Source organism: Wolbachia endosymbiont of Cylisticus convexus, from assembly GCF_003344345.1.
In genome coordinates this window covers 1-23,395 of record NZ_QPIP01000021.1, presented here as the reverse complement: position 1 = coordinate 23,395, position 23,395 = coordinate 1, and the positions used below count along the sequence as shown (strand labels likewise).

Below are 23,395 nucleotides of genomic sequence, written 5' to 3'. Positions count from 1 at the left end.
TAAGGCAAGTTATCACTCACTCTATCGGGATCTGAGGCCGTATCACGTGTTGAGATGGAGTTTACGTAAACTTGGGAGAGATCCTTTGTATTCCTATTAAGGTACGTTGGAACAAGTCAACAAAGGCGAGGACTAACGGAAGATGCAAAGGAAGTCGGACTGACTGATAGTACTCAGAGTGTGGGAAAGCCACATACAAGGGAGCAATATAGTGACTGGTTTAGGGATTGCTATGCCAATACAACGGAGGTTGGAATAACGTGCAAAGAAAACTAAATCAGATAACAGTAAGAGCCAGGCAAGATAAACGATTGAAATTTACATCGTTAATTCATCTGATAAACGCAGAGAATCTTGCTGAATGTTATAAAGAGCTAAAAAGGCATGTGGTATAGACCAGGTGACAGTAGAAGCTTATGGAGAAAATCTTGAAGAGAAGCTTAGCACTCTGGTGGATAGTATGAAGAGAAAGCAATATCAACCGCAACCAGTGAAAAGAGTATATATACCAAAAGCTGTAAGCAAAGAAAAACGCGGACTTGGGGTACCATCAACAGAAGATAAGTTAGTCCAGATAATGCTGAAGAAGATATTAGAAAATATTTATGAAGCTAACTTTCTGGATAACTCATATGGTTTTCGTCCTGGTAGAAGCTGTCATCAAGCGGTAAATGCACTAAATAAAGCAGTTATGTACAGACCAACTAACTATGTAGTAGAAGTTGATATCAAGAAATTCTTTGATAATGTCCAGCACAAATGGCTAATGAGATGCTTGAGAGAACGGATAACAGACCCAAACTTATTGTGGTTGATCAAGCGATTTCTTAAGGCAGGAATAGTTGAGTCAGGACATTACGAAGCAACTGAACTAGGCACACCTCAGGGGGGAATAATAAGTCCTATACTAGCTAACATATACTTGCATTATGTGCTGGATTTGTGGTTTGAAAAGAAATTCAAGCTAAGATCTAAAGGTTATATGGAGCTAGTTAGGTATGCAGACGATCACCTGTTTTGCTGCGAAAGAGAAAAAGATGCTAGAGAACTCTTAGAGTCACTGAAACAAAGGCTAGGAAAATTTGGACTGGAAATATCTGAAGACAAAACAAGAATAGTAAAGTTTGGCAAAAAGGAGTGGCAACAAGGGAGAAACGAAAAACGGAAAGTTTCAACTTTCTAGGATTCACCCATTATGGTACAAGAAGTCGTAAAGGTAGAGTAATGATAGGTCATAAAACCTCGAAAGTAAGTCTATCTAGAAAACTAAAAGAAACCAAAGAATGGGTGAAAAAGATCCGAAACAAGGTTCACCTTAGAGACTGGTGGCCAGTACTTAAAGCAAAACTAACAGGGCACTATAACTACTTCGGAGTTAGCGGAAATTATCGTTGGTTGAATAAATTCTTCTGGCGGATAATCAAGCTAGCATATAAATGGATAAACCGACGTAGTCAGAAGAAGAGTGTGAATTCAAAGCAATTTATACATTATCTACAAGTTAATCCATTACCAAAACCAAGAATATGCTACTCATTATATACAAAATAGGAAATGCTGTGAATACTACATTGTGGAGCCGTGTGCGGGAACACGGTTCTGGTGGGGGAGTCATAGCGATAAAACTTAATCAGGAGGATTTAAAACTATGACTTCTACCAAACAACAAAGCTTTTTCAACATCGGTCAAAAAATCCCTTTTTATAGCGTAAAGGAATATTTAAGTGATCAATCGCCAATACCAGAAGATATAATCTCACCAAGAATTTTAACAAAAAGAGGTCTATTGGTACTGGGTGGCCCACCTAAAATTGGCAAAAGCGACTTTTTGATCTCTTGGCTCGTCCACATGGCTGCTGGAGCTTCATTTTTAGGTATGACTCCAAGTAAGCCTATGAAAATTTTCTACCTGCAAACTGAAATCGAATATGACTACATGAAAGAACGGTTGCAACAACTTCAACTTGATAATGAACTTTTGAATGTAGCTGCTAACAACTTAATCATTACGCCAAAGGTGCACTTATCATTTAATCATGATGAAATAAGTGAGATCAAGGAAATTGTGAATGAACGCTTTAAACCTGATGTTTTGGCCATAGATCCATTGCGTAACATCTTTAGCAGTGAATATGGCAATGAAAATGATAATAGTGCTATGTTGTTCTTTTTGCAAAAGACTCTTGAAAAGCTACGCAGTGCTGTCAATCCAGATGCTTGTATTGTACTCACTCATCATACAAAAAAATTATCGAAAAAAATGCTGGAAGAAGATCCATTTCAGGGTTTGAGCGGAGCTGGTTCTTTGAGGGGATTTTATAGTACTGGTATGGTGATGTTTGCTCATGATGAAGAAAGTACTGTACGTCAGATAGTATTTGAACTGCGTAATGGTGAACGTGTGGCAAGCAAGCTTGTCGATAAGATAAATGGTCGTTGGAAACTTGTAGACCAATGGAGTTGATTCTTTTTTTCGTTTTGCAATTAATTTATAGGAGGACAATATGCTATCAGATTTTTTAACTGATTTTAATACGGCAAAATCACAAAGTAATTTAATACCAAAAGGTACAGCGGTAAAAGTCAAAATGGCCATTAAACCTGGAGGTTATGAAAATTGGTTCACTAAAAGCTACACTACTGGCAGCATCTATTTAAACGCTGAATTTACTGTCACTGAAGGTCTATATACAAAACGTAAGATTTTTCAAGTAATTGGTATTAAAAGTGGCAAAGCAAGCGTTGAAGGAGAAGATACTTGGGGAGAATCTGGACGTTCTATGCTTAGAAGCATTTTGGAGTCAGCACGAAATATTCATGCACATGATACTTCAGAGAAAGCAGTTACTGCTAGAAAAATCAACTCTATAGCTGATTTTAACGGGTTAGAGTTTACTGCAAAAGTTGGTATTGAAGCTGATCGGTATGGAGAAAAAAACAAGATTACTACAATTATTACTCCAGAACAAAATAAAAATGTTCAAAATGATTGGGTTGTATATTAAATCAAAGTCGCAAGACTATGACAAGCAAGGAGTGATACTGTCAACTGGGTTGATTGGTAAAAATCGTAGGGACCTTAGTACACTCCTAGCTTAAAATAATGTAGTACGAACGGTAGAAGGATCTAAAAGATCGAATTACAACCCTGTACAGCATTTACGTTATTATTTGATTATATTTATAGGTATAAAAATGGCTAGAATAGTTTTTATGGGTATTGATGTTTCAAAAAAAACACTTGATATCTCAATCGACAATAAACATCAGCGTATAGAGAATGCAGAAAGGGCTATATCTGAGTTTATAAGATCAAGAATGACTAACAATATATTTGTTAAGTTATGTGCAGTAGAATCAACAGGCGGTTACGAAAAACTTGTCATAAAATTGTTGCGAGAACATAACATAGCTGTTCATAGAGCTCACCCAAACCGGGTATATGCGTTCGCAAAAGCCTGCAACCACTTTGCAAAAACAGACAAATTAGATGCAAAATTGCTAGAAAAGTATGCCGAATTTATCACGAAAAATGATGAGGTAGTAGAATGCATAGTTTCACAAAAGCAAGAAGAACTAAAAGAATTAAGGGCAGTTGAGCGCAACCTAAACGACGATGTTCACGCAAATATGTGTCGTTTACATAAGGTTACAGGGAAAGCTAGGGAATATATAGAAAAACAGGTAGAATTTGCCAAAAAACAATTAGAGCAAATTAGACAGGATATAGAAGGTATAATAAACTCTGACCCTGATTTGAAGGAAAAAAGCAAACTGCTAACTAGCTATAAAGGTGTTGGACGAAAAATAGCAAGTATCCTACTCATAGAGGTACCTGAGCTTGGCAGGCTAGATAATAAGGAAATAGCTTGTCTAATTGGAGTTGCACCAAAAACCAATGAAAGCGGAAGGAAAGTGAGTAAAGCTCAAATCATAGGTGGCAGATTTTATGCTCGAAAAGCATTATACATGTCTGCCGTGGTTGCTATTCGTCATAATAGGAAAATGAAAGCACTTTACCAGCGTTTGGTTGACTCTGGTAAAGCCACTAAGGTTGCATTAGTTGCTGTGATGAGAAAAATCGTCGTTTGTTTAAATGCCATGATAAAAAACAACAATTTTTATCTTGATGCTTAAGACGGTAGGTCCCAGTACTCGGATGACAAGAAAAGAAACACTGGTTTCAATATTTGCATGCATCTGAACAGATACAGATGGCTCAAATGTTAAAAAAAGTATACGCGTCAAGTTAAGAGCAAGTTTTACCTAGCCTTCTTTGACTTGTTAAGAAAGGTCTTTTTTCCTCAGATTCTATTGTCACATGCTGAAATGACATCGAAGGATGCTCTTGCTTCTTCATGTGATTATGCAAAAAGCCCTTTGAATTTTTACAGCTTGAAAAATCTTTATATAATTTGCTTTCTTTAAATGCTTTAACCTTCTCTTCATTGTTTAGTGAGCCATGTTTAGAAAAATACTCATCTGTCGTTTGAATATATAAACTAATCAGCTCAGGAAAAGTGTAATCAGTTTTGTTGGAAGATTTTAAGCACGTAATTGGCAATTTATGTATATCTTTATCAGCTTTTTTAGGATCAATACATTTATCATTCCTTCTTAATATTATATGCTGCTTGAAAAATTCTTCATATTCCTCAAAATCTTCAAATACTTCTTTTTTTTGGCAATCTTTCCTCTTATCATTTTGCTCTATTCTTTCTATTTTTGTCGCAAGCTGAGCTGGCTGTTTAATCGTCTTGTCTCCCTCTCGATTAAAGTATATTGTATAAGGAGTAATTGAATTTACGATTTTATGTGTCTTCCAGTGGCAACCAAAAACCTTTAGTACTAATTTGATTATCGGAGCAAGAAAAATTTTTAACTTTGCCATAAAATCAAAGTAATAAAGAGACGCTCGTTTAAGTGAACTAGCAGCATTGCTAACGATACATCTCAAATGTATATCCTTATCCTTAAAATTTTTGTGAACCTCTGCAGCTACATGTCCACCAAGGCAGTCTCCGAATAATATGATATCATCTGGTTTTATACCTTTTTCCAATAAGTTAGTTACAACTGCTATACCAGATTTAATTCTATTACTACGTATCAATGAATTGTTTCTACTTAAACCAAGTCCAGGATAATTAAAGAGATGTACAGTAATCCCTTGCTCTGTAGCCCAATCCCAATTTTGGGAATAATCTTTGCTAGGACTTAATGCTCTATTTCCACCAATAAAATATATCAGATGTTTTTCATTTTGATTATTTATACTTTTACTAGGAAGAATAATAGTCTCGATTTTCATCCCGTTTTGAGTTCTTATAAATTCTCTCTTGGTTTGCTCTCTTGCTTCTTTCATGTTTTAACTCTTACTACATTAATTTAGTTATATATAAAATCTTAAAGAAAATCAATAAAATCTTCATTTTTATGAACAATATAAACTTTTTAAAATTCATTGAGTTATGCTTTCAAACGGTAGTACCAGGGTGTGAGTATAACGATTATCAGTATATAAAAGTCATAGCAGACAGGCTTGAAGCGGCAAGCGCTGGTGAAGTAAAACGAATAATATTCAATATGCCTCCACGCTCGATGAAGTCTGTATGCGTAAGTGTTGCGTGGCCCGCATGGATACTCGGGAATCAGCCAACTGCAAGAATAATAGTTGCAAGTTACTCTCGACTGCTTAGCGAAAAGCACTCACTCGATACAAGGTGCATAATGCAATCTGATTGGTATAGAAAACTATTTCCGGAAGTAGAATTATGCAAAGATCAAAACACTAAATATAAATTTCAAACAGTGCAGAGAGGATGTAGAATTGCAACATCAGTTGGAGGAACATTAACTGGTGAAGGTGGTGATTTCATTATTGTGGACGATCCACTAAGTCCCGCGCAAGCTTTGAGCGAAACATTTAGAAAGCGTGCTGCAAACTGGTTTGATCAGGCTCTAGTAACCAGACTCAACGACAGAAAAAAAGGAGTAATCGTTCTTGTGATGCATAGGCTCCACTTGGAAGATTTAACTGGTCACCTTCTCTCTAAACCAAAAAACATATGGCATCATGTCTGTTTACCAATAATAGCTGAAGATAAAGAGATTATTTATTCAATCAAAAGGCCAGTGTCTCCTCTTCCTGTCATCCCAGTGCCCAGACACTGGGATCCAGAAAATTCAACCGTAAAACCAGCGTCACGCGCTGTACCTGAAAGGGTATTATACTCAAGAGAAGAAGGTCAGTTGCTATATTCCCTTAATGAAGGAAAAGAAGAAATTGAGATGATAAAAGCTGAACTTGGAAGTTATGGTTTTGTTGCTCAATACCAACAAAATCCTCTATCACTTTCAAGTGGTATACTTAAACGAGAGTGGCTGAAGCGCTATAAAAATTTTCCTGATAGCCTCTTGCATGTAACACAAAGTTGGGATACCGCAATTTCAACAAGTAGCGTAAGCGACTTTAGCGTCTGCACTACCTGGACAAAAATAGATAATAAATTCTATTTGCTCGATGTATATCGTGCAAAACTTGAGTATCCAAAACTTAAAGAGCAAGTTCTATCACTGGCTGCAAAGTGGAAGCCACACGCAATTTTAATCGAAGCAAAAGCAAGCGGTCAGCAATTGGTGCAAGAGCTCAAGAAAAACAGTGATTTACCTATTATTCAAATAGTACCACATGATGACAAACTAACTCGATTCCACCGAATTGTCCCAATTATAGAATCTGAGAGGGTTTTTCTGCCGCATCAAGCAGTATGGCTCAGCGATTTTGAGCATGAGATTTTAATGTTTCCAGAAGTTCGTCACGACGATCAAGTAGACAGTATTGTGCAGTATTTGCAGTGGGTGAGAAAAACTAACACCAATGCCTTTAGAATCAGGGCTGTTTGAGTGTCACGTACACAGCTGTACTAACAAGCAGAGGTAAATCTAAGTTAGTTTATCTATAACACTTACTTTAAAAAACTTTATTTTACGCTGATATTCTAGCGCTTTTCTGTGGTATTTTGTAAGAGTATAATTTGCAAAACTATCTTCCTTATAGGTTAAAGAGTTACATTGCTTTATATGCAACTCTATCCACTCTGCATAATCCTGATGATCAGTTGCAATAAATATTTCCCCTGTGACAAGTATTTTTTTTGCTAATAAATTTAAAAATTCCGTATTAATTAACCGTCTTTTGTTGTGACTTCTTTTTGGCCATGGATCTGGAAAAAGAATAAAGAATTTTTCAACACTGTTATCAGGAAAATTGGCAATTAATTCTCTCGCATCTTCTGCCCATATTAAAATATTTTTTATGCTGTGTGCTTCTATGTTCTTTAGCAGGCAAGAAACCCCCTTTAAATAAGGCTCACATCCTATAAATAATAGATCAGTTTCATTGAATACCTGATGAAGCATATTTTCACCATTGCCAAAACCTATTTCTATCCATATTCTTTTTTGTGAGCTTACGATCTTTTTTATAGATTCTCTGCTATTTTGAATAGAATATTTCTCCAAAACATCCGACTTTAACCTAGATCTTCTGGAGAACGACCTAATCCATTTGTTATTCCCAAATAGCACACTCTTACATAACCTAATTTTTTATAGCTTAAACAATTCTAGAAATGAATTAATGAGAAATTACTTGTCACTAATTATTAATATTATATAATATATGAGTTCTAATAAAGTTTAAATTAAGAGTATGAATAATAATTCATCTGTAAGTCTGCCGGTTACTATCAGGAAGCTATCATCAAACAAGTTCATAGAAGAGATATTTCAAGACCAATTTGATAATCAAAGTAATGCCTTTTGTGAAGATTCTTTTGTTAATAGAATTAAAGAAGGAGATGTGGTAGAAGGTGTAATTATAAGAATAAATCCTAATGATATTGTGGTGGATGTTGGTTTAAAGTCAGACGGAAGAATTCCGACCAAGGAGCTCGGTTGTAATGATGAAATCACTATTGGCTCGAAAATTAAAGTTTATGTAGAAAGAACTGAAGATTACCATGGTAATGTTGTTCTTAGTCGTGAGAAAGCAATTAGAGACGAGAAATGGAATAAGTTGGAAGAAAGCACAGTTACAAAGGATGAAGTGGCTGGAATCATTAAACGCTCAATTAAATGCGGTTTTATTGTTGATCTTGGTGATGGAATAAGTGCATTTTTACCGCTGAGTCATGTGGATTTGAAGCAAGTAAAAGATGCTAATCACCTTATTGAAACTGAACAAAAATTCATCGTGCTTAAAATGGATAAGAAGCAGGGGAATATTGTAGTATCAAGAAGGCTGGTGTTAGAGAAATTGTGCGCTGGTGAAAAAATTAAGTTTTTAGAATCTTTAAATGAAGGTGATATAGTAGAAGGCAAAATAAAAAGCATAACTCACTATGGTGCATTTGTCGGTATTCATGAATCAGATACAGTGGGAGTTATAGATGGGCTACTACATATTACAGATATTTCTTGGAGTAATGTAAGTCATCCATCCGCGATTTTTTCTTGTGGTCAGCATATAAAAACTAAAATTATAAAAATAGATAGAGAAAATGGAAAAATTTCCCTAGGTGTAAAGCAATTAGGAGATAATCCTTGGCAAGATCTAGAGTCAAAATGTCCAATTAACAGCATACACAAAGGATGTGTCACAGGTATAAAAGATTGCGGATTTATTGTTGAGATTAAACCTGGAATTGCAGGTTTGGTGCACTCATCAGAAATAACTTGGAATAAGAGTACTTTACCAATTAGTAACCTTGTAACAATAGGACAAGAGGTGGATGTTAAAATTCTTGGTATTGACACTATTAAAAATAAGATGAGTTTAAGTACAAAAAGGTGCGTAGATAATCCTTGGCAAGTATTTATTGATAAATATCCTCTCGGTTCTATTGTTTCTGGTACAGTTAAGAGCAATACTGGTTCACAAATATCTGTGATTTTTGATGATTCTGAGATATGTGAGGATGTAGAAGGGATAATCTATATGCAAAACCTAAGTTGGTCTAGAAATAATTCAGATGAGATAAAAAAGTGTAATGTAGGTGATAAAATAGAAGCAAAAGTAATAAGGGCTAATGTAGATCGGACAAGGATTTATCTTGGAGTAAAGCAAATAGAGTATGATCCTCTTGAAGAACTGATAAAGAAAGTTAAAGTAGGCGATAAAATGCAGGTTACTGTAAGTAAGAGAGAAGAAAATGGTCTAGTTGTTGAGGTTGAGAACAATGTAGCCCTTTTAATAGATCAAGAGCATTTGCCAGAAAATAAAAGGTTTTCTATATCAGAAAAAATACAAGTTGAAGTACTGGGTGTTGAAAAATATAATATCATATTATCTGCCAAGTAACTTATTGTGAATTCATATAAATGGCAACAAAATCTGATATAATAGCAAAAGTAGCAAAAAGACATCCTCTGTTAGATAAGATCTTTATAACAGCCATAGTTGATAGTTTTTTTTTGGTACTTTCAAACACATTGAAGTATCATAGTAGAGTTGAAATCAGGGGATTTGGTTCTTTTTCAATTAGAAGCTATAACTTGAAAGAGACAAGTAATTTGATGTTACAGAAGGTTGCAAAATATCAATATTTTAAAACTTATTTTCGTAGCAGTAAAAAGTTATCCAACTTGATAAATGAATGAAAATCTATATTGTAAATGTGAAAGTCATACAATATAGCACCATATGCAAGTAGTAGAAATAGTTATACGTAATAACACATACAAAATATCTTGCGAAAGTAAAAAGAAGGACCATTTATTACAACTTGCTAATAGCTTTAACAAGCTAGTTAGCTCTATATCTCAAAAAACTGGAGGTAAGGGCTCAGACGCATTAAATTTCTTACTTGCAGCATTGACTCTCGAGGATAAAATTTTAGAATTAACAAAGCGGTTGGATGAAGTAAATCAAGAGCGCGAAAAGTATAGAAATGAGAGAAAAATAGAATATGTTGAAGTACTAAGCAAGGTGAATAAGATTATTGAGTGCATAAAGGATTAAAGCAAGCAATCAAATCGACTATTTCACTACTCAAGCCAGGGGGGAGTAGTGTCTTGCGAGTTATGTAACAATATAATTCGTAATCATCAAGATCAACTATTTTTTTGTATTCGATTAGTTCGCTTAAGGAAAATTTATCAAGATATTTTAATGCAAAATGCCCTAAAAGTATATCGGTTTCTTTGCAGCCCCTATGCCAGCTCCTATACATCAATTTTCTTCTTAATAAGGAGATATCTGTCATTGTCATTAAACTTTTTTTTAATTTAAAGACTAAACTAAATACTTGTCAAGCGAGGCACATTTTAATATACTTAACGTTTGATTAAGATTTAAAATATAGGTGGAATTAATTTCTCATCAACTTAGCGATGGAATATATTATTTTCTATCATTTTCTTTAATAATTTCTGTCATAGTATTCGTGCATGAATATGGTCATTATATTGTCGCTAAAGCATGCAAGGTTAAAGTTGAATCTTTTTCTATAGGCTTTGGTCCTGAAATTTTTGGTTTTAACGATAAGTCTGGAACTAGGTGGAAATTAAGTGCCTTTCCATTGGGTGGCTACGTTAAAATGTTAGGGGATACTAATGCAGTAAGCGTTCCTGTTGATCAACAAAAATTAACTGAAGAAGAAAAATTATACTCATTCCATACAAAACCTCGATATCAAAAAGCAGCAATAGTTTTTGCAGGGCCTTTTGCAAACATGATATTTACCGTTATAGCTTTCACAGTATTTTTCAGCGTTACAGGCTATTATCGTACTCCACCAGTAATTGGTAATGTAATTGAAGAAAGTGCAGCAAAGCAAGCTGGCTTACTGCCAGGTGACACTATTACACAGATTAATGAGTATAAAATAAAATACTTTGAAGATATTTCACGAGTGATAATGTCAAACCCTGAGACAAGAATGGAAATTAAGTATAGCAGAAATAGCCAAGAGCACAGAACTACCCTAACTCCGTTTACAGTTGAGGATAGAGATGTTTTTGGCAACATAATAGAAAGAAAAACTATAGGAATTACCTCAATTAATATGATTGGGTTAAAACAGTCATCTTTCCTTGGAGCTGCTAGCCTATCAGTAAGTGAAACCTATCATACTATGTGTTTAACAATCAAAGCCCTCTTTCAAATTGTCGTTGGTAAGAGGAGTATAAATGAAATAGGCGGGCCAATAAAAATTGCAAAATATTCAGGGCAATCAGCTAAAAAGGGATTCATTATGGTTCTATATTTTATGGCAATCATTTCAGCTAATTTAGCTGCAATTAACTTGCTGCCAATACCACTTCTAGATGGTGGGCATTTATTTCATTATATCATAGAAGCAGTTATACGTAGAGATTTGAGTTTGAAATATCAAAAATATGCAGCCACTTTTGGTGCTACCATATTGTTTTTGTTGATGGCAGTTGCAATCACAAATGATATTAGGCATTTTTTTTAAGATACGTATGAAAAAATTATTCCACATACTAATAATAATTTTTATCTCTTTTCCTACTCTACTTGCTGCTCTAGAAAATAAGGAAAAAGTACAGATAAAAGATATTAAGTATATTGGCAATGAGCGAGTAAGTGATCAAACAATAAGGTTTTATACAAAATTAGAACCAGGTAGTTATATAAATGATGATGATATAGATTCAGTTATAAAAGGTTTATATAAAACAAAGTTATTTGCTAGTGTTAACGCCTATATGGATGATGAAGCAAACTTAGTAGTAAAAATTCAGGAGAATCCACTAATTAACAAAGTAATATTGAAGGGCAATAAGTTATTTAACAGTAAAGAGTTGCTAAATAACGTTATCCAGTTGAAATCACTAACTATTTTTACTGAAACAAAATTAAAAAACGATTTAATAAATCTAGTTACTCTTTATAGGAATAGTGGTAAAATTGGTGTTAAAATTGCATATGAGATAGATAAGCTTGGTAGCAATAGGATCAATCTGATTTTTAAGGTAAAAGAAGGCAGAACCTCCAAAATTAAGGGTTTAAGATTCATAGGTAACAAAAATTTTTCAGCAAATGAGCTAGAGCAAGTCATCAAAAGACATAGCAATGATATATTTAGTAAGTTATTTAGAGCCATTTTTAAAAGCGGAACTCATTATTCACCTCAATATCTACTGATTAACACAGAACTGCTTGATCGCTTCTACTCATCTAAAGGATATATTCAAAATAATATCCAACCAATTGTTGAGATTGATAATAACAACCAAATAGAGTTAACTTTTTTGATTGATGAAAAGCAGCAATATTTATTTGGAAATAATGAAGTTGATATTGAAGCTGAGATTCAGGATTTAAGTTTAAGGAAAGAAATATTAGAATTTATCACAGAAGAAAATAATCAGATATTTAATAGAGTTAAAATTAACAATACAGCAGAAAAAATAAGTAAACATTTAAATGAAAAAGGGTATATATTTGCAAGAGTTAATCCAGAACCTACACAACGTAACAATATTATGGATGTAACTTACAAAGTGCTACCGGGTAAAAAGATTTATATAAACCAAATTACTATTGATGGTAATGATCGCACTTTAGATAAAGTCATTAGAAGAAAGCTCAGTATAGCAGAAGGCGACGCATATAACACATCTGAGATTCAAAAATCACGTAAAAAACTAATGAGTAGTGATTTTTTTGAAACAGTGAAAGTAAATAGTTACGCAGTTAATGACGATGCAGTAAATCTTGACTTAAATGTTAAAGAAAAAAACACTGCCTCAGTATCTTTAACAGGAGGTTTGTCTCTTCCTGGTAGAGTATTTGTTAAAACCAGTCTCACAGATCGTAATTTATTTGGTAGTGGTAAAGAGCTCTCTTTTGCTCTTGAAAAAAGTCGACATGTGCTTTCTGCTAATATGGACTTCGTTGAAAACAATTTTAACGATTCTGATACGTCATTAGGCATGGGTATTTTTTATGAAAAACAAGATAAACCAAACACTACTTTTGATACTTGTAATTGGGGAGGAACAGCAAGATTATCATATAAAATCTCAGAAAATCTAACCAATTCCTTTCACTATTCTTATAAGTATAGTCACATACACATGGACAATAAGGGTGGAAAAGATGAGGATATCTCTCAGATAATAAGAGATCAAAAAGGTGAACATCAGATTTCATCAGTGGGATACACGTTGACATATAATAAATTGAATAATCTATACGCTCCAAGAGAGGGGTATTTACTGCGCTTAAGTCAGGATATTTCAGGATTGGGAGGAAATGTAAATTTCCTAAAATCTGAATTCTTATCTTTTTATACACATCCGATATTAAGCAAAATTGATGATGATATAACACTACGCTTTAAGGTGGAGGCAGGTCATATTTTTTCTTATATTGATAAAGATCTAAACATTGGCCAGCGCTTTTTTAATGAGATTAGGGGATTTGACCTCTCTGGTATTGGACCAAGAGCAAAAGATAAAAATAATAGCTCATTAGGAGGCGAAACTTATTTTAATTTAACACAGCAAGTAGATTTTCCATTACCCAAATTATACGACTACACTGGTATCAAAGGCTCACTATTTGTTGACTATGCAACACTTTTTGGTTTAGATAAAAAGGGGGAATATAGTGGACAATATTATGATAGTAAGCTTATAAGAGTATCACCAGGTTTTGGCTTTTCAATGCCTTCTCCTTTTGGTAGACTTAGATTAGATTTTGGGTTCCCTTTAGTAAAGGAAGCTTATGATATAATACCATCACCAAACGTTAAAATTTCTATTGAAGCGGGGATTTGAATGAAATATATACAGTTATTAATATCAGTTATTGCATTAATTACTTCCATGTTTGTGGGATATAAGTTTGTAGGATATCAATCTCAGGGCATGCTTAATACAAAGGCTGCTATTATTGATAGTGACAAAGTTATCAATGAATCTCTGGCTCTGCAAAATATACAACAACAAATAAAGGAACAGAATTCTAGGTTACAGCAAGAATTTGAAAATGAGTTAGAAAAACTTAAGCCATCGAAAGAAGAATCTGACCTTTTGTCAGAAGAAGCAAAAAAAGAAAAGGCAGAACAATTTAATAAGCACGCTGTAAGCGTTAGGGATAATTACGCTAAAAAAATGTCAAATTTAGAAGAAAATTATAGAGAAGCAGTAGAAAGTGTTTTTAATAAGATAAAAGAAGCTGCTAAAAGAACAGCAGAAAAAAACAATATAGATTTAGTACTACTTATTTCAAAAAAGGATCAAGTTCTATACTCTATGGATGAGGTTGATTTATCAGATGTGGTATTAAAAAATGTAAATAAGGAAATACCTGAATTTGCTTTACAAAGCATTGAGTAAGCTTATGCAATTTAATATCAGTGATATTATGAAAATATTACCACATTCTTATCCGTTTCTCCTAGTAGATAGAGTAATAGAATGTGACCATGGTAAAAGCATAAAAGCAATTAAGAACGTAACTTTCAATGAGCCATTTTTTATTGGTCATTTTCCTGATCATCCGATAATGCCAGGAGTTTTGATAATTGAGTCTTTAGCTCAGGCATCTGCTATATGTGTTCTCGGTAAAAAAACAATAGAAAATAAAGTTGTTTACTTTATGTCTATTGAAAACGCAAAATTCAGAAGGCCAGTTATTCCAGGGGACACGTTGATTCTTCAATCCAGTATAAAAAATGCGCGTTTGGGTGCATGCAAATTTGAGTGTGTTGCATATGTTGGGGAAGAAAAAGCTGCAGAAGCAACAATCTTAGCAAGACTGCAAGACAAATAAAATCTTCATCTGCAAAAAACAGTATGTACACTGTATAGTATAACGATGCAGCTGAATTTCAAAATCTCATTTTCAAACTTATACACTCGCAGTGGATTAATAAAATTGGATGAGGCGTTTTTAGATTATATAAAATCGTGCGATGAAAGCTTGTTTTGTTTATTAATTGAAGCAAGAGAAAAAGCAGCTTCTTCTTTGATGTCATCCCAGTGCTTGACACTGGGATCTAGAAAACAAGAAGGACAGATCCCAGTGTCAGCTACTTGGATGACAGATGGTTGTCATAGCCAGTTAATAATAGACCTCTCGTATTTACTTGATGAATTTATTGCAAAACTTTTTAATATTGAAAAAGAAGCAGAGAAGCTAAAGAAAAAACATAATGACTTTGCTATAGTATATAAGTGCAAAAGATTATTTGTTCAGCGCTATGCATTGAAGAAATACGCTGATATAACAAATATCAACATTGATCTTGTTACTAGCAAGCTAAACCGCCTTCTCACTTTACCGACAACAGAAGAAACCTTTGCCGAGCAGGTAATGCACTGGTTTGAAGATAGGGAAAATCATAAAGAAGAAATAGAGATTGCAGCTCAATATGCAGCGTGGAGAGTGAAAAACAAACAAAGTATACTTTTTAGTATTCACAGAAAAATTGATCACGAAAATCTCGTATCGTTCTTTAAAAAAGAAGTAGACGAAGTTGAGGTATTGTATTCAAGCAAAACAAAAAGACGATATGGTTTTGACCTGACAAGTGAAAAGGTGAGTTTGAATAAAGCATTAGATAATGTTCACTACTGCATATTTTGTCATAAGCAAAATAAGGATAGTTGCTCAAAGGGGCTAGTCAATAATAATAACATCTTTAAAAAATCCCCACTGAAAGTTGAATTGCACGGCTGTCCACTAGAACAGAAAATATCAGAAATGAATCTGGTGAAAAGCGAAGGGTACAGCATAGCAAGTCTTGCAATTGTGATGATAGATAACCCATTATGTGCGGCTACTGGGAACAGAATATGCAATGATTGCATGAGCTCATGCATATATCAGAAACAAGAGCCTGTAAATGTGCCAGTGGTTGAAACAAGGATTTTAGATGATGTGCTCAGTTTACCGTATGGATTTGAAATATATTCTCTGCTTAGCCGTTGGAATCCTTTAAATTTTCAACGTCCATTGCCAAAAGAAACCACCGGAAAAAACGTCCTAGTTGTAGGCCTTGGTCCTGCTGGTTTTAATTTAGCTCATCATTTGTTGAATGATGGGCATAGCGTTATCTCCATTGATGGACTAAAGATTGAACCTTTGATTGATAATTTCCAGCTAATTAAAGATCTCAAATACGAAAAATTGAGTGAACGCACGGCAGATGGGTTTGGTGGGGTGGCAGAATATGGCATTACTTCTCGGTGGGATAAAAATTACTTAAAGATTATTAGACTACTATTGGAAAGACGTGAGAATTTCGCACTTTATGGAGGCATTCGTTTTGGAGGTACGATAACCGTTGATGACGCATTCAACTTGGGTTTTGATCACATTGCCTTGGCACTTGGCTCTGGTAAGCCACGAATGATCAAAATAAAAAACATGCTAGCTCGTGGAGTGCGCATGGCATCCGACTTTCTTATGTCGTTACAACTGACTGGTGCTCTTAAGTTTGACTCTATAGCAAACCTGCAAGTTCTCATGCCGATAGTTGTCATAGGTGCAGGACTCACTGCAATTGACACTGCCACTGAAGCTTTAGCGTATTATCCAATTCAAGTAGAAAAATTTCTTCTTCGTTATGAAATATTGGTTGATAAGTATGGAAAGAAATATGTCGAAAAAGATTGGACAGAAGAAGAATATGAAATTGCAAATGAGCTCATATCGCACGCAAAATTGATCCAAGCAGAGCAAGAGTTAGCAAAAAAAGAGAGTAGAAAAATAAAAATATTAGAATTCATGCAAAGTCTCGGGGGAGTAAAAGTTATATATAGAAAAGAGCTAAAAGACTCACCAAGTTATCGATTAAATAGCGAAGAGGTGCAAAATGCACTATCAGAAGGGATTTATTTTATTGAAAACTTAGAGCCAGTTGAAGTTGTGACGGATAAATATAATCATGCTGAATCAATAAAACTAATAGACACAAAATCCGGCGAAATCAAATACATGAAAGCACGTTCTATTTTTATAGCAGCAGGTACTGAGCCAAATACAGTTATTGCAACAGAAGATAAAAAGCACTTTAAATTAAGCAATGGGTATTTTACTCATTTGAATTCATCAGGAAAAGAAATAGATCCAATATTTTCTCCTAAGATGCAGAATAAAGACAGGATATTGGTATATAAGCAAGGCAATAAAACAATTAGCTTTTTTGGTGATCTTCATCCTTCATATAGTGGCAGTGTCGTGAAAGCTATGGCAAGCGCTAAGAATGGTTACCCTATTATTTCCCAGCTTTTAAATAATGGCCGGCCAGCGTCATACGCTGCAACTAATGAAGAATTCTTCAACAAAATTAAAGAGCAATTCACTGCAAAGGTTATAAAAGTTCAATATTTAACAGACAAAGTTGTGGAAATAGTGATCAAAGCACCACTTGCGGCAAAGAATTTTAAACCTGGACAATTCTTTAGGTTGCAAAATTTTGAAACCAATAGCAGAAAAGCCAATAATACAAACCTTGCTATGGAAGGTATAGCTGTAACTGGCACTGAAGTAGATAAAAAAAAAGGAATTATTTCCACTATTGTGCTTGAAATTGGCGGCTCCACTAATTTGTGCAGACACTTAAGAGAAGGAGAGAAAATAATCCTTATGGGTCCAACTGGTAAACCTACTGATGTTGATTAAACCCACTTCGTACTAGTTATACTACAATATATATTATTTATTAATAAATCTATACTACAATAACAATTTTTATTAAGGTAGTATTATGACATATCACTTAACACTGGAATTTCCAAAGGAAAAATACTCTATAGACAAGAACAGTAATCAATTTACAGCAAAAGATCAAGAAGGTAACAGATTTATCATGACTACAGATAATAAACAAAAAGGAAAAATTTCTTTTTGTAAAGATGATGATAATGAGTGTAAATCTAAGCAACACTACACAGTCAAAGATCCAAAAATATGTAATAAGCTCTCTGATATTGATAGTGCTGACTATATAAGTGTTATTATGGAAGGTTATGGTGAAAAATATTTCCAAGAGAGAATATTAGGTGGATTAAACAAATATAATATTGATTATATTTTTGTTGTGGATGAAGGTGAAACACAGAATGTACTGTTAGAGATTTTATAATCTAATTTTCATTATACACCTAGTCATTACAGTACTTGACACAGAAATCTATAGTTAAAGACAATTTAATACTCCGCTACTTGTTAGCGAAATCTATGCCAAGACACCACAACGGTATCTAAAAAAAGCGTTAAAGACTAGATTAACAAAGAATTCTTTAATAGAATCAAACATTGCAAAGGTCATAAAAGTTGAATGAGTGAATTGAAAACTGCCAACTCCATTAGATTTATGCAGATACTTAAGAGAAAGCGAGTAAATAACTTTCAACTGGCAGACTTACTGAAGTTCTTGGTATTAAAGTAATGTCAAACTTTATTTCAAAAAGTAAATAATTTACTAACGCTCGTGCACAAATTAAAAATAAATTATGCACGAGTGTAGCACTATGAATTAGGAGTGCTATATTAAAGCTTACCTCACTATTAAAGCTATCGGTCAGATTAGATTTAAAACCTAATCTGACCGGTTTCTCTATAACCCTCTAAACCCTGATATAATTATATGGTAATTAGTTTAATTAGTGGTTAATATGCAAATTGATTTTATTCGTATATTGAGGTAGCATAAACCATACTGGTTTACATCATTGTGCAGCTTTATAAATTGTCACTGCTACTTCTGCTGATTGCATTAATAGTTATAGTACTAACGCTACCTGAAAATTTAGGTAATATATTAAATTGGTCTCATCCAGTTCTAAATTATGATTTATCTTTCCGTATCGTACTAATATCTTTTCTATCAGTTGCGTTTTTAGCTGTTCTACCAGCAAAAAATTTGAGTTTTTCAGAGATGCTTTCTTTTGCTGCTTACACTATCAGCTCATTGTGTGCAATTTTATCTGAGCAGATAATATTAGTTGTAGTATTCTTTGAATTAATGACCATCAGTGCATCTTTTATTATTGCAGCTGGCTGTAGAGATAGTGGACCTGCAATAAGGTACGCTTGTGTACACTTTTTCGTTGGAGTTATATTAACAGCAGGATTGGCACTGCAAAGCACTAACCTGGTAATTTGGGGTTTATTGATAAACTGTGCTTGTTTTCCTTTTTCGTTTTGGGTTGTTGATGCATATCCTGCTGCATCGCTACATGGCACTACATATCTCTCTTTATTTACTACTAAAATCTCCTTTTTAGTGATGCTTTTACACACTTATAACCTATGGCAAGATTGTACTGAAATATTAGCGCTTGTAGGCACCATCACTGCAATTTACAGCATCATATTTGCTTCTCTTGAGCAAAACATTCGTAGATTTTTATGCTATAATGTTGTAGGACAAATGGGCTTGCTGATTATTGCAGGAGGTTTACTCAGCCCTTCGGAAAAGGCAATACCAATTTTAATGCTACACATAATTTTCTCTCTCGTTTATCAATCATTATTGTTTGTGGTTAGCAATGCGATTATTTCGCGGACAAAAACAATTAGTTTTAATGGAGTGGGTAATTTGATGTCAGTGGAAGGCATGTGTGCTATAATTGCAATACTTACAATGGCTGCATTTCCTGGAACCGCTGGATTTATTAGTAAATCATACATTACAGCCGAGATTGAAGCAAGTGGTGCTAATTTAGAAGTGTATAAAAACTTATACAAGATTCTAAATTTACTGCTTTATTTAAGCGTGGGGCTCAAGTTTCTTTACTACATATTTATTGCAAAAAGTAAGTCGAAACCTTTAGCAGAGAGGGGAGGCAAAATGACTATGATTATTTTAGCATTTATATGCGTAATTGCTGGCAATCTTTACTTACCTATTTACAATAAACCTTCGATTTTCGATTTTGTGTACAACACAAAAAATATTTTGTCGCAATTTAATTTGTTATTATGTACCACTTTATTGTTCATTCTTTTACGCAAGTTATTTTACCCGAGAATAAATTTTAAAATGGATGTTGATTGGATTTTTAGAGCTTTCATACCCTATATTATCTTGCTGTTCAATCAGTTAGTCTCTAAAACTAGAGAAATGCTTGCCAGCGTAGTGCAAAACTTGACTAATCCACTTGTTGGCTTATACTTTAATAATATTACTAAACTTAAAGAAGTGCTGGATTATAACTCAGTGAGTTTTGTTTCAGCTTCTTCTCTCTTTTTAATGAGTATTCTACTAATGCTATTATGTTTAAGTCGTTAACCGAAAGTTTAAATTCTGTATTTAGTAAACTGAGAGGAAAGTCAATTATTTCTGAAGATGATTTTAATCTTGCCATGCGTGAAATACGTATAGCTTTAATTGAAGCTGACGTTTCACTTGAAGTTGCAAAAAAATTCATCAACGACATTAAAGATAAAGTGATTGGAGAAAAAGTCATAAAAAGTGTCTCTCCAGCGCAAATGATAATCAAAATTGTGCAGGATAATTTAGCTGCAGTTCTCGGATCAGAAAAAAGTGACTTAAACCTAGCAGTTAAACCCCCTGCTGTGATTATGATGGTGGGGTTACAAGGTGCAGGTAAAACAACTACCTCAGGGAAACTTGCTTTAAAGTTAAAAAAACAAAAGAAAAAAGTGATGCTCGCTTCTTTAGACATTTATAGACCAGCTGCTCAAAAACAACTTGAAGTGCTAGGCAGACAAATAGATGTGCAAACTTTACCTGTAATGATAGACGAGAAGCCCATTGCAATTACAAAAAAGGCAGTAGCAGTAGCAAAAAATGATAATTATGATGTATTAATACTAGATACCGCAGGCAGGCTTCATATCGACAATAATATGATGAGTGAGTTGAAAACTATAAAGGAAATAGCTTCACCTGCAGAAGTTATTTTAGTAGCAGATGCAATGATAGGCCAGGATGCAGTCAACATTGCCAAATCATTCAATGAGGCAATAGGTGTAACCGGCATTATTCTTACCCGTGTTGATGGTGATGCACGTGGTGGTGCTGCTCTTTCTATGAAAATGATCACCGATTGTCCAATTAAATTTATTGCTTGTGGTGAAAAATTAAGTGACCTTGATGATTTTTACCCCGATAGAATTGCAAAAAGGATACTTAGCATGGGTGATGTTGTCTCATTGGTTGAAAAAGCTGCTGAGATTGTTGGTCAGGAAGAAATTGATAAGTTACAAAAGAAAGTAAAAAGGGGTAAATTTGACCTAAACGACTTGGTAGGAATGTTGAAAATTCTCAATAAAATGGATGGTATTAGCAACATAATGAAGTTCATTCCTAGTTCATTCACAAAAAAGCTAAGCAGCGGTGTGCCAGACGATAATAAAGTGAAAAAATATATAGCCATTATAAACTCAATGACTGAAAAAGAAAGACAAAATCCAGATATTTTAAATGGCAAAAGAAGACTTAGAATTTCTAAGGGGTCTGGGACAAGTGTAACTGATGTTAATCTTTTAATTAAGCAGTATAATCAAATGAGCTCTATGGTAAATAAGTTCAGTAAAGTTGATCATGGTAAACTCAAAGAATCTGATTTAATGAATATGCTGAGCAGAAAGTAAGTCAATAGGTAGTAGAAAGAAATAAAATCATCAGTTGTAATTGGCATAATAATAAAAATTGATAATAAGTTAGAGATTGTCCTGAAAGTAGTAAACTTAGGTGTAATAGTTTAGACTTAATCTGACAGGGAAACAAAGTAAGATAAAAATATGAACAAATTATAAAGGAGTGTCAGATATGAGAAGAAAAAATACGTATCCGTTCAGGGGAGTGGAGAAACAGATGGACAGAGGAGTGATAAAAAGATAATCATAGAATGAATGTGAGGTAATATGGTTAATCTTTTAGAAGTCTGCAAAAATTTACAGCAAAGAATAGAAAAATTGGAGGCAAGGATAAAAGAGTTAGAGGAAGGAAATAAAGCTCTAAAAATAGAGAATGCTGAGTTAAAGGAAAGGCTAGGTTTAAATTCAAAAAACTCATCTCTGCCAAGCTCTAAAGAATTATACAAAATAAAAAAAGACAGGCCAAAGAGCGAAAGGAATGTTGGTGGTCGGTCGGGCACAAAGGCAATTATCGGTCTAAAATGGATGCAGATAAAGTAATAAAGATAGAATTCTTGCGAATGCGGAGGAGAGATTGCAATATGCGACAAACCGTACATTCATCAGAAAGTTGATCTTCCGGAGGTCAAGCCCTATGTAGTAGAATATCAATTAGAGCATGGACGTTGTAGGAAATGTGGAAAAAGAAGAAGCAGCAAGTTACCAGAAGGTGTTATATCAGATACATTTGGACCAAGAGTTAAGTTAGTAGTTGCAGCATTAAGTGGGTTTTACAAAAATTCAAAGCGTGAAGTTGCTAGTATCATAAATGACATTTTTAATTTGAACATAAGTGTTGGCAGCGTATCAAATAGTGAACATAGAGTTGCATCAAAATGCGGAAAAACGTATGAGCAAATCGAGCAAGAAATAAGCAGAAGTGAAGTTTTGCATATTGATGAAACGAGCCATTACAATAAATTGGTTGATGCTGGAGTGTGCCGTAGAAGCGGTTAGCTGAAGCTGCACAATAGATGAGAGGGTAGGCCCCTCAAAGCATAAGTGTTGAAAGTGTCAAAAATGGCGTGATATAAGGTGATCAACGGCATGTAAGTTACCTCCTGATAGTAAAACAATTGAACGTAAAAAAGAGTCATTAAGATCTAATGTGTATTAAACAAGACTTGATCTGACACTTTAGAAAAGTAAGTTATAAAATAATAAAAGAAAGGAGTGTTAGATATGAGTACAATACAAGCAAAAATACTAAAACCAAAGTTAGGGTTATTAGAGCTAGCAAAACAATTAGGAAATGTATCTCAAGCGTATGGGCTACTCAAGAGATACGTTTTATCGATTCAAGGAATTATATGAAAATGGAGGAGAAGAAGCACTGCATGAGATAAGTAAGAAAAAATCACTTATGGCAAACAGAGTTTCCGAAGACATAGAAAGAGCAGATCGCAACAGAATTTCCAGCATATGGACAATAAAGAGCTGCAAATGAGCTGAGAAAAAGGGATTTCCGAAGGTGGTTGTATGGCTAAGAAACGATATTGAAACGTTCAAAAAAAGACTTAAAGCTCTTGAAGCGAAGGTTGCACAAGATGGCATAATTTTAACTGAAGAGCAACTTGCAGCTTTAGAGAAAGTGAAAGAACAAAGATGGTGAAATTGAAACACTGGTTACTTAGGTTCTCAAGACACTTATTATGTAGAAGGGTATAGGACCAGCAAACTTTTATTGATACCTATTCAAGGGTTGCTATGGCAAAGCTTTATACAGACAAAACTGCAATT

Annotated in this window: 20 protein-coding genes and 2 pseudogenes; 19 read left to right on the top strand and 3 right to left on the bottom strand. The window is 34.1% G+C overall.

What is annotated here, in order from left to right:
* Positions 1 to 260: 260 nt before the first annotated feature.
* From Wcon_RS12465 to Wcon_RS03615, 5 genes are all read left to right on the top strand, one after another.
* Positions 261 to 395, top strand: coding sequence for a hypothetical protein (locus tag Wcon_RS12465; protein WP_255565478.1), 135 nt, complete (start codon positions 261 to 263; stop codon positions 393 to 395).
* A gap of 5 nt (positions 396 to 400) precedes the next feature.
* On the top strand, positions 401 to 1,183 hold the full coding sequence (gene ltrA / locus Wcon_RS11850) for a group II intron reverse transcriptase/maturase (RefSeq protein ID WP_237350007.1): 783 nt from the start codon (positions 401 to 403) through the stop codon (positions 1,181 to 1,183).
* Between the two features lie 465 nt (positions 1,184 to 1,648).
* Complete coding sequence (locus Wcon_RS03625) at positions 1,649 to 2,464, top strand: AAA family ATPase (RefSeq protein ID WP_114517253.1); 816 nt, start codon at positions 1,649 to 1,651, stop codon at positions 2,462 to 2,464.
* A 40-nt stretch (positions 2,465 to 2,504) separates the two neighbouring features.
* Positions 2,505 to 3,005: a hypothetical protein gene (locus Wcon_RS03620; RefSeq protein WP_114517252.1), complete on the top strand. Its 501-nt coding sequence runs from the start codon at positions 2,505 to 2,507 to the stop codon at positions 3,003 to 3,005.
* A 190-nt stretch (positions 3,006 to 3,195) separates the two neighbouring features.
* Positions 3,196 to 4,137: an IS110 family RNA-guided transposase gene (locus Wcon_RS03615; RefSeq protein ID WP_114517251.1), complete on the top strand. Its 942-nt coding sequence runs from the start codon at positions 3,196 to 3,198 to the stop codon at positions 4,135 to 4,137.
* 112 nt (positions 4,138 to 4,249) lie between these two features.
* On the opposite strand, the gene Wcon_RS03610 is transcribed toward Wcon_RS03615, so the two are convergent.
* Positions 4,250 to 5,365: an alpha/beta hydrolase family protein gene (locus Wcon_RS03610; protein WP_179947475.1), complete on the bottom strand. Its 1,116-nt coding sequence runs from the start codon at positions 5,363 to 5,365 to the stop codon at positions 4,250 to 4,252.
* Between the two features lie 71 nt (positions 5,366 to 5,436).
* On the opposite strand from Wcon_RS03610, the gene terL reads away from it, so the two are divergent.
* Positions 5,437 to 6,906, top strand: coding sequence for a phage terminase large subunit (gene terL, locus Wcon_RS03600; RefSeq protein WP_114517250.1), 1,470 nt, complete (start codon positions 5,437 to 5,439; stop codon positions 6,904 to 6,906).
* Positions 6,907 to 6,945: 39 nt separating this feature from the next.
* Here the strand turns inward: terL and trmB are convergent, their stop codons facing one another.
* Positions 6,946 to 7,590 carry a tRNA (guanosine(46)-N7)-methyltransferase TrmB gene (gene trmB, locus Wcon_RS03595; protein ID WP_114517249.1) on the bottom strand — a complete coding sequence of 215 codons (645 nt, stop codon included), beginning with the start codon at positions 7,588 to 7,590 and terminating at the stop codon, positions 6,946 to 6,948.
* 124 nt (positions 7,591 to 7,714) lie between these two features.
* Between trmB and Wcon_RS03590 the strand changes: the two genes are divergently transcribed.
* From Wcon_RS03590 to Wcon_RS03580, 3 genes are read left to right on the top strand one after another with little or no spacing between them, the layout of a single operon-like run.
* Complete coding sequence (locus tag Wcon_RS03590; protein ID WP_114517248.1) at positions 7,715 to 9,364, top strand: 30S ribosomal protein S1; 1,650 nt, start codon at positions 7,715 to 7,717, stop codon at positions 9,362 to 9,364.
* A 20-nt stretch (positions 9,365 to 9,384) separates the two neighbouring features.
* Positions 9,385 to 9,663, top strand: coding sequence for an HU family DNA-binding protein (locus Wcon_RS03585; RefSeq protein ID WP_114517247.1), 279 nt, complete (start codon positions 9,385 to 9,387; stop codon positions 9,661 to 9,663).
* 43 nt (positions 9,664 to 9,706) lie between these two features.
* Positions 9,707 to 10,024 (top strand): cell division protein ZapA, encoded by a 318-nt coding sequence (locus tag Wcon_RS03580; protein WP_114517246.1) that lies wholly within the window; start codon positions 9,707 to 9,709, stop codon positions 10,022 to 10,024.
* Here Wcon_RS03580 and Wcon_RS03575 read toward each other — a convergent pair.
* Entirely contained in the window at positions 10,002 to 10,268 is a 267-nt protein-coding gene (locus Wcon_RS03575; RefSeq protein WP_047759407.1) for an FAD assembly factor SdhE, read from the bottom strand. The genes Wcon_RS03580 and Wcon_RS03575 overlap by 23 nt on opposite strands.
* 99 nt (positions 10,269 to 10,367) lie before the next feature.
* Here Wcon_RS03575 and rseP point away from each other — a divergent pair, with 99 nt between their 5' ends.
* The 10 genes and pseudogenes from rseP to Wcon_RS03525 all read left to right on the top strand — a co-directional run.
* Positions 10,368 to 11,483 (top strand): RIP metalloprotease RseP, encoded by a 1,116-nt coding sequence (gene rseP, locus Wcon_RS03570; protein ID WP_114517245.1) that lies wholly within the window; start codon positions 10,368 to 10,370, stop codon positions 11,481 to 11,483.
* Between the two features lie 7 nt (positions 11,484 to 11,490).
* Complete coding sequence (gene bamA, locus Wcon_RS03565; RefSeq protein WP_114517255.1) at positions 11,491 to 13,815, top strand: outer membrane protein assembly factor BamA; 2,325 nt, start codon at positions 11,491 to 11,493, stop codon at positions 13,813 to 13,815.
* A complete protein-coding gene (locus tag Wcon_RS03560; RefSeq protein WP_114517244.1) occupies positions 13,816 to 14,376 on the top strand; it encodes an OmpH family outer membrane protein in 561 nt (186 codons plus the stop codon).
* A 4-nt stretch (positions 14,377 to 14,380) separates the two neighbouring features.
* Positions 14,381 to 14,812: a 3-hydroxyacyl-ACP dehydratase FabZ gene (fabZ, locus tag Wcon_RS03555; RefSeq protein WP_114517254.1), complete on the top strand. Its 432-nt coding sequence runs from the start codon at positions 14,381 to 14,383 to the stop codon at positions 14,810 to 14,812.
* Positions 14,813 to 14,857: 45 nt separating this feature from the next.
* Positions 14,858 to 17,668, top strand: a complete 2,811-nt coding sequence (locus Wcon_RS03550; RefSeq protein WP_114517243.1) for an FAD-dependent oxidoreductase — start codon at positions 14,858 to 14,860, stop codon at positions 17,666 to 17,668.
* 85 nt (positions 17,669 to 17,753) lie between these two features.
* Positions 17,754 to 18,131, top strand: a complete 378-nt coding sequence (locus tag Wcon_RS03545) for a hypothetical protein (RefSeq protein ID WP_114517242.1) — start codon at positions 17,754 to 17,756, stop codon at positions 18,129 to 18,131.
* Positions 18,132 to 18,722: 591 nt separating this feature from the next.
* Positions 18,723 to 20,282, top strand: coding sequence for a proton-conducting transporter transmembrane domain-containing protein (locus tag Wcon_RS03540; RefSeq protein ID WP_114517241.1), 1,560 nt, complete (start codon positions 18,723 to 18,725; stop codon positions 20,280 to 20,282).
* Positions 20,267 to 21,610 (top strand): signal recognition particle protein, encoded by a 1,344-nt coding sequence (ffh, locus tag Wcon_RS03535; RefSeq protein WP_114517240.1) that lies wholly within the window; start codon positions 20,267 to 20,269, stop codon positions 21,608 to 21,610. The genes Wcon_RS03540 and ffh overlap by 16 nt, the downstream gene beginning before the upstream one ends.
* Before the next feature lie 273 nt (positions 21,611 to 21,883).
* Positions 21,884 to 22,576 (top strand): annotated as a pseudogene (locus tag Wcon_RS03530) (IS66 family transposase); the annotation flags it as partial.
* Between the two features lie 261 nt (positions 22,577 to 22,837).
* Positions 22,838 to 23,395 (top strand): annotated as a pseudogene (locus tag Wcon_RS03525) (helix-turn-helix domain-containing protein); the annotation flags it as partial.

What these genes read in the sequence shown, in the direction of transcription:
- ffh (WP_114517240.1), top strand. Translation starts at nt 20,267, where the DNA reads ATGTTTAAGTCGTTAACCGAAAGTTTAAATTCTGTATTTAGTAAACTG.
- Wcon_RS03610 (WP_179947475.1), bottom strand. Translation starts at nt 5,365, where the DNA reads ATGAAAGAAGCAAGAGAGCAAACCAAGAGAGAATTTATAAGAACTCAA.
- fabZ (WP_114517254.1), top strand. Translation starts at nt 14,381, where the DNA reads ATGCAATTTAATATCAGTGATATTATGAAAATATTACCACATTCTTAT.
- Wcon_RS03625 (WP_114517253.1), top strand. Translation starts at nt 1,649, where the DNA reads ATGACTTCTACCAAACAACAAAGCTTTTTCAACATCGGTCAAAAAATC.
- Wcon_RS03585 (WP_114517247.1), top strand. Translation starts at nt 9,385, where the DNA reads ATGGCAACAAAATCTGATATAATAGCAAAAGTAGCAAAAAGACATCCT.
- terL (WP_114517250.1), top strand. Translation starts at nt 5,437, where the DNA reads ATGAACAATATAAACTTTTTAAAATTCATTGAGTTATGCTTTCAAACG.
- Wcon_RS03560 (WP_114517244.1), top strand. Translation starts at nt 13,816, where the DNA reads ATGAAATATATACAGTTATTAATATCAGTTATTGCATTAATTACTTCC.
- Wcon_RS03580 (WP_114517246.1), top strand. Translation starts at nt 9,707, where the DNA reads ATGCAAGTAGTAGAAATAGTTATACGTAATAACACATACAAAATATCT.
- bamA (WP_114517255.1), top strand. Translation starts at nt 11,491, where the DNA reads ATGAAAAAATTATTCCACATACTAATAATAATTTTTATCTCTTTTCCT.
- Wcon_RS03575 (WP_047759407.1), bottom strand. Translation starts at nt 10,268, where the DNA reads ATGACAGATATCTCCTTATTAAGAAGAAAATTGATGTATAGGAGCTGG.
- Wcon_RS03620 (WP_114517252.1), top strand. Translation starts at nt 2,505, where the DNA reads ATGCTATCAGATTTTTTAACTGATTTTAATACGGCAAAATCACAAAGT.
- Wcon_RS03615 (WP_114517251.1), top strand. Translation starts at nt 3,196, where the DNA reads ATGGCTAGAATAGTTTTTATGGGTATTGATGTTTCAAAAAAAACACTT.
- Wcon_RS03550 (WP_114517243.1), top strand. Translation starts at nt 14,858, where the DNA reads ATGCAGCTGAATTTCAAAATCTCATTTTCAAACTTATACACTCGCAGT.
- Wcon_RS03545 (WP_114517242.1), top strand. Translation starts at nt 17,754, where the DNA reads ATGACATATCACTTAACACTGGAATTTCCAAAGGAAAAATACTCTATA.
- Wcon_RS03590 (WP_114517248.1), top strand. Translation starts at nt 7,715, where the DNA reads ATGAATAATAATTCATCTGTAAGTCTGCCGGTTACTATCAGGAAGCTA.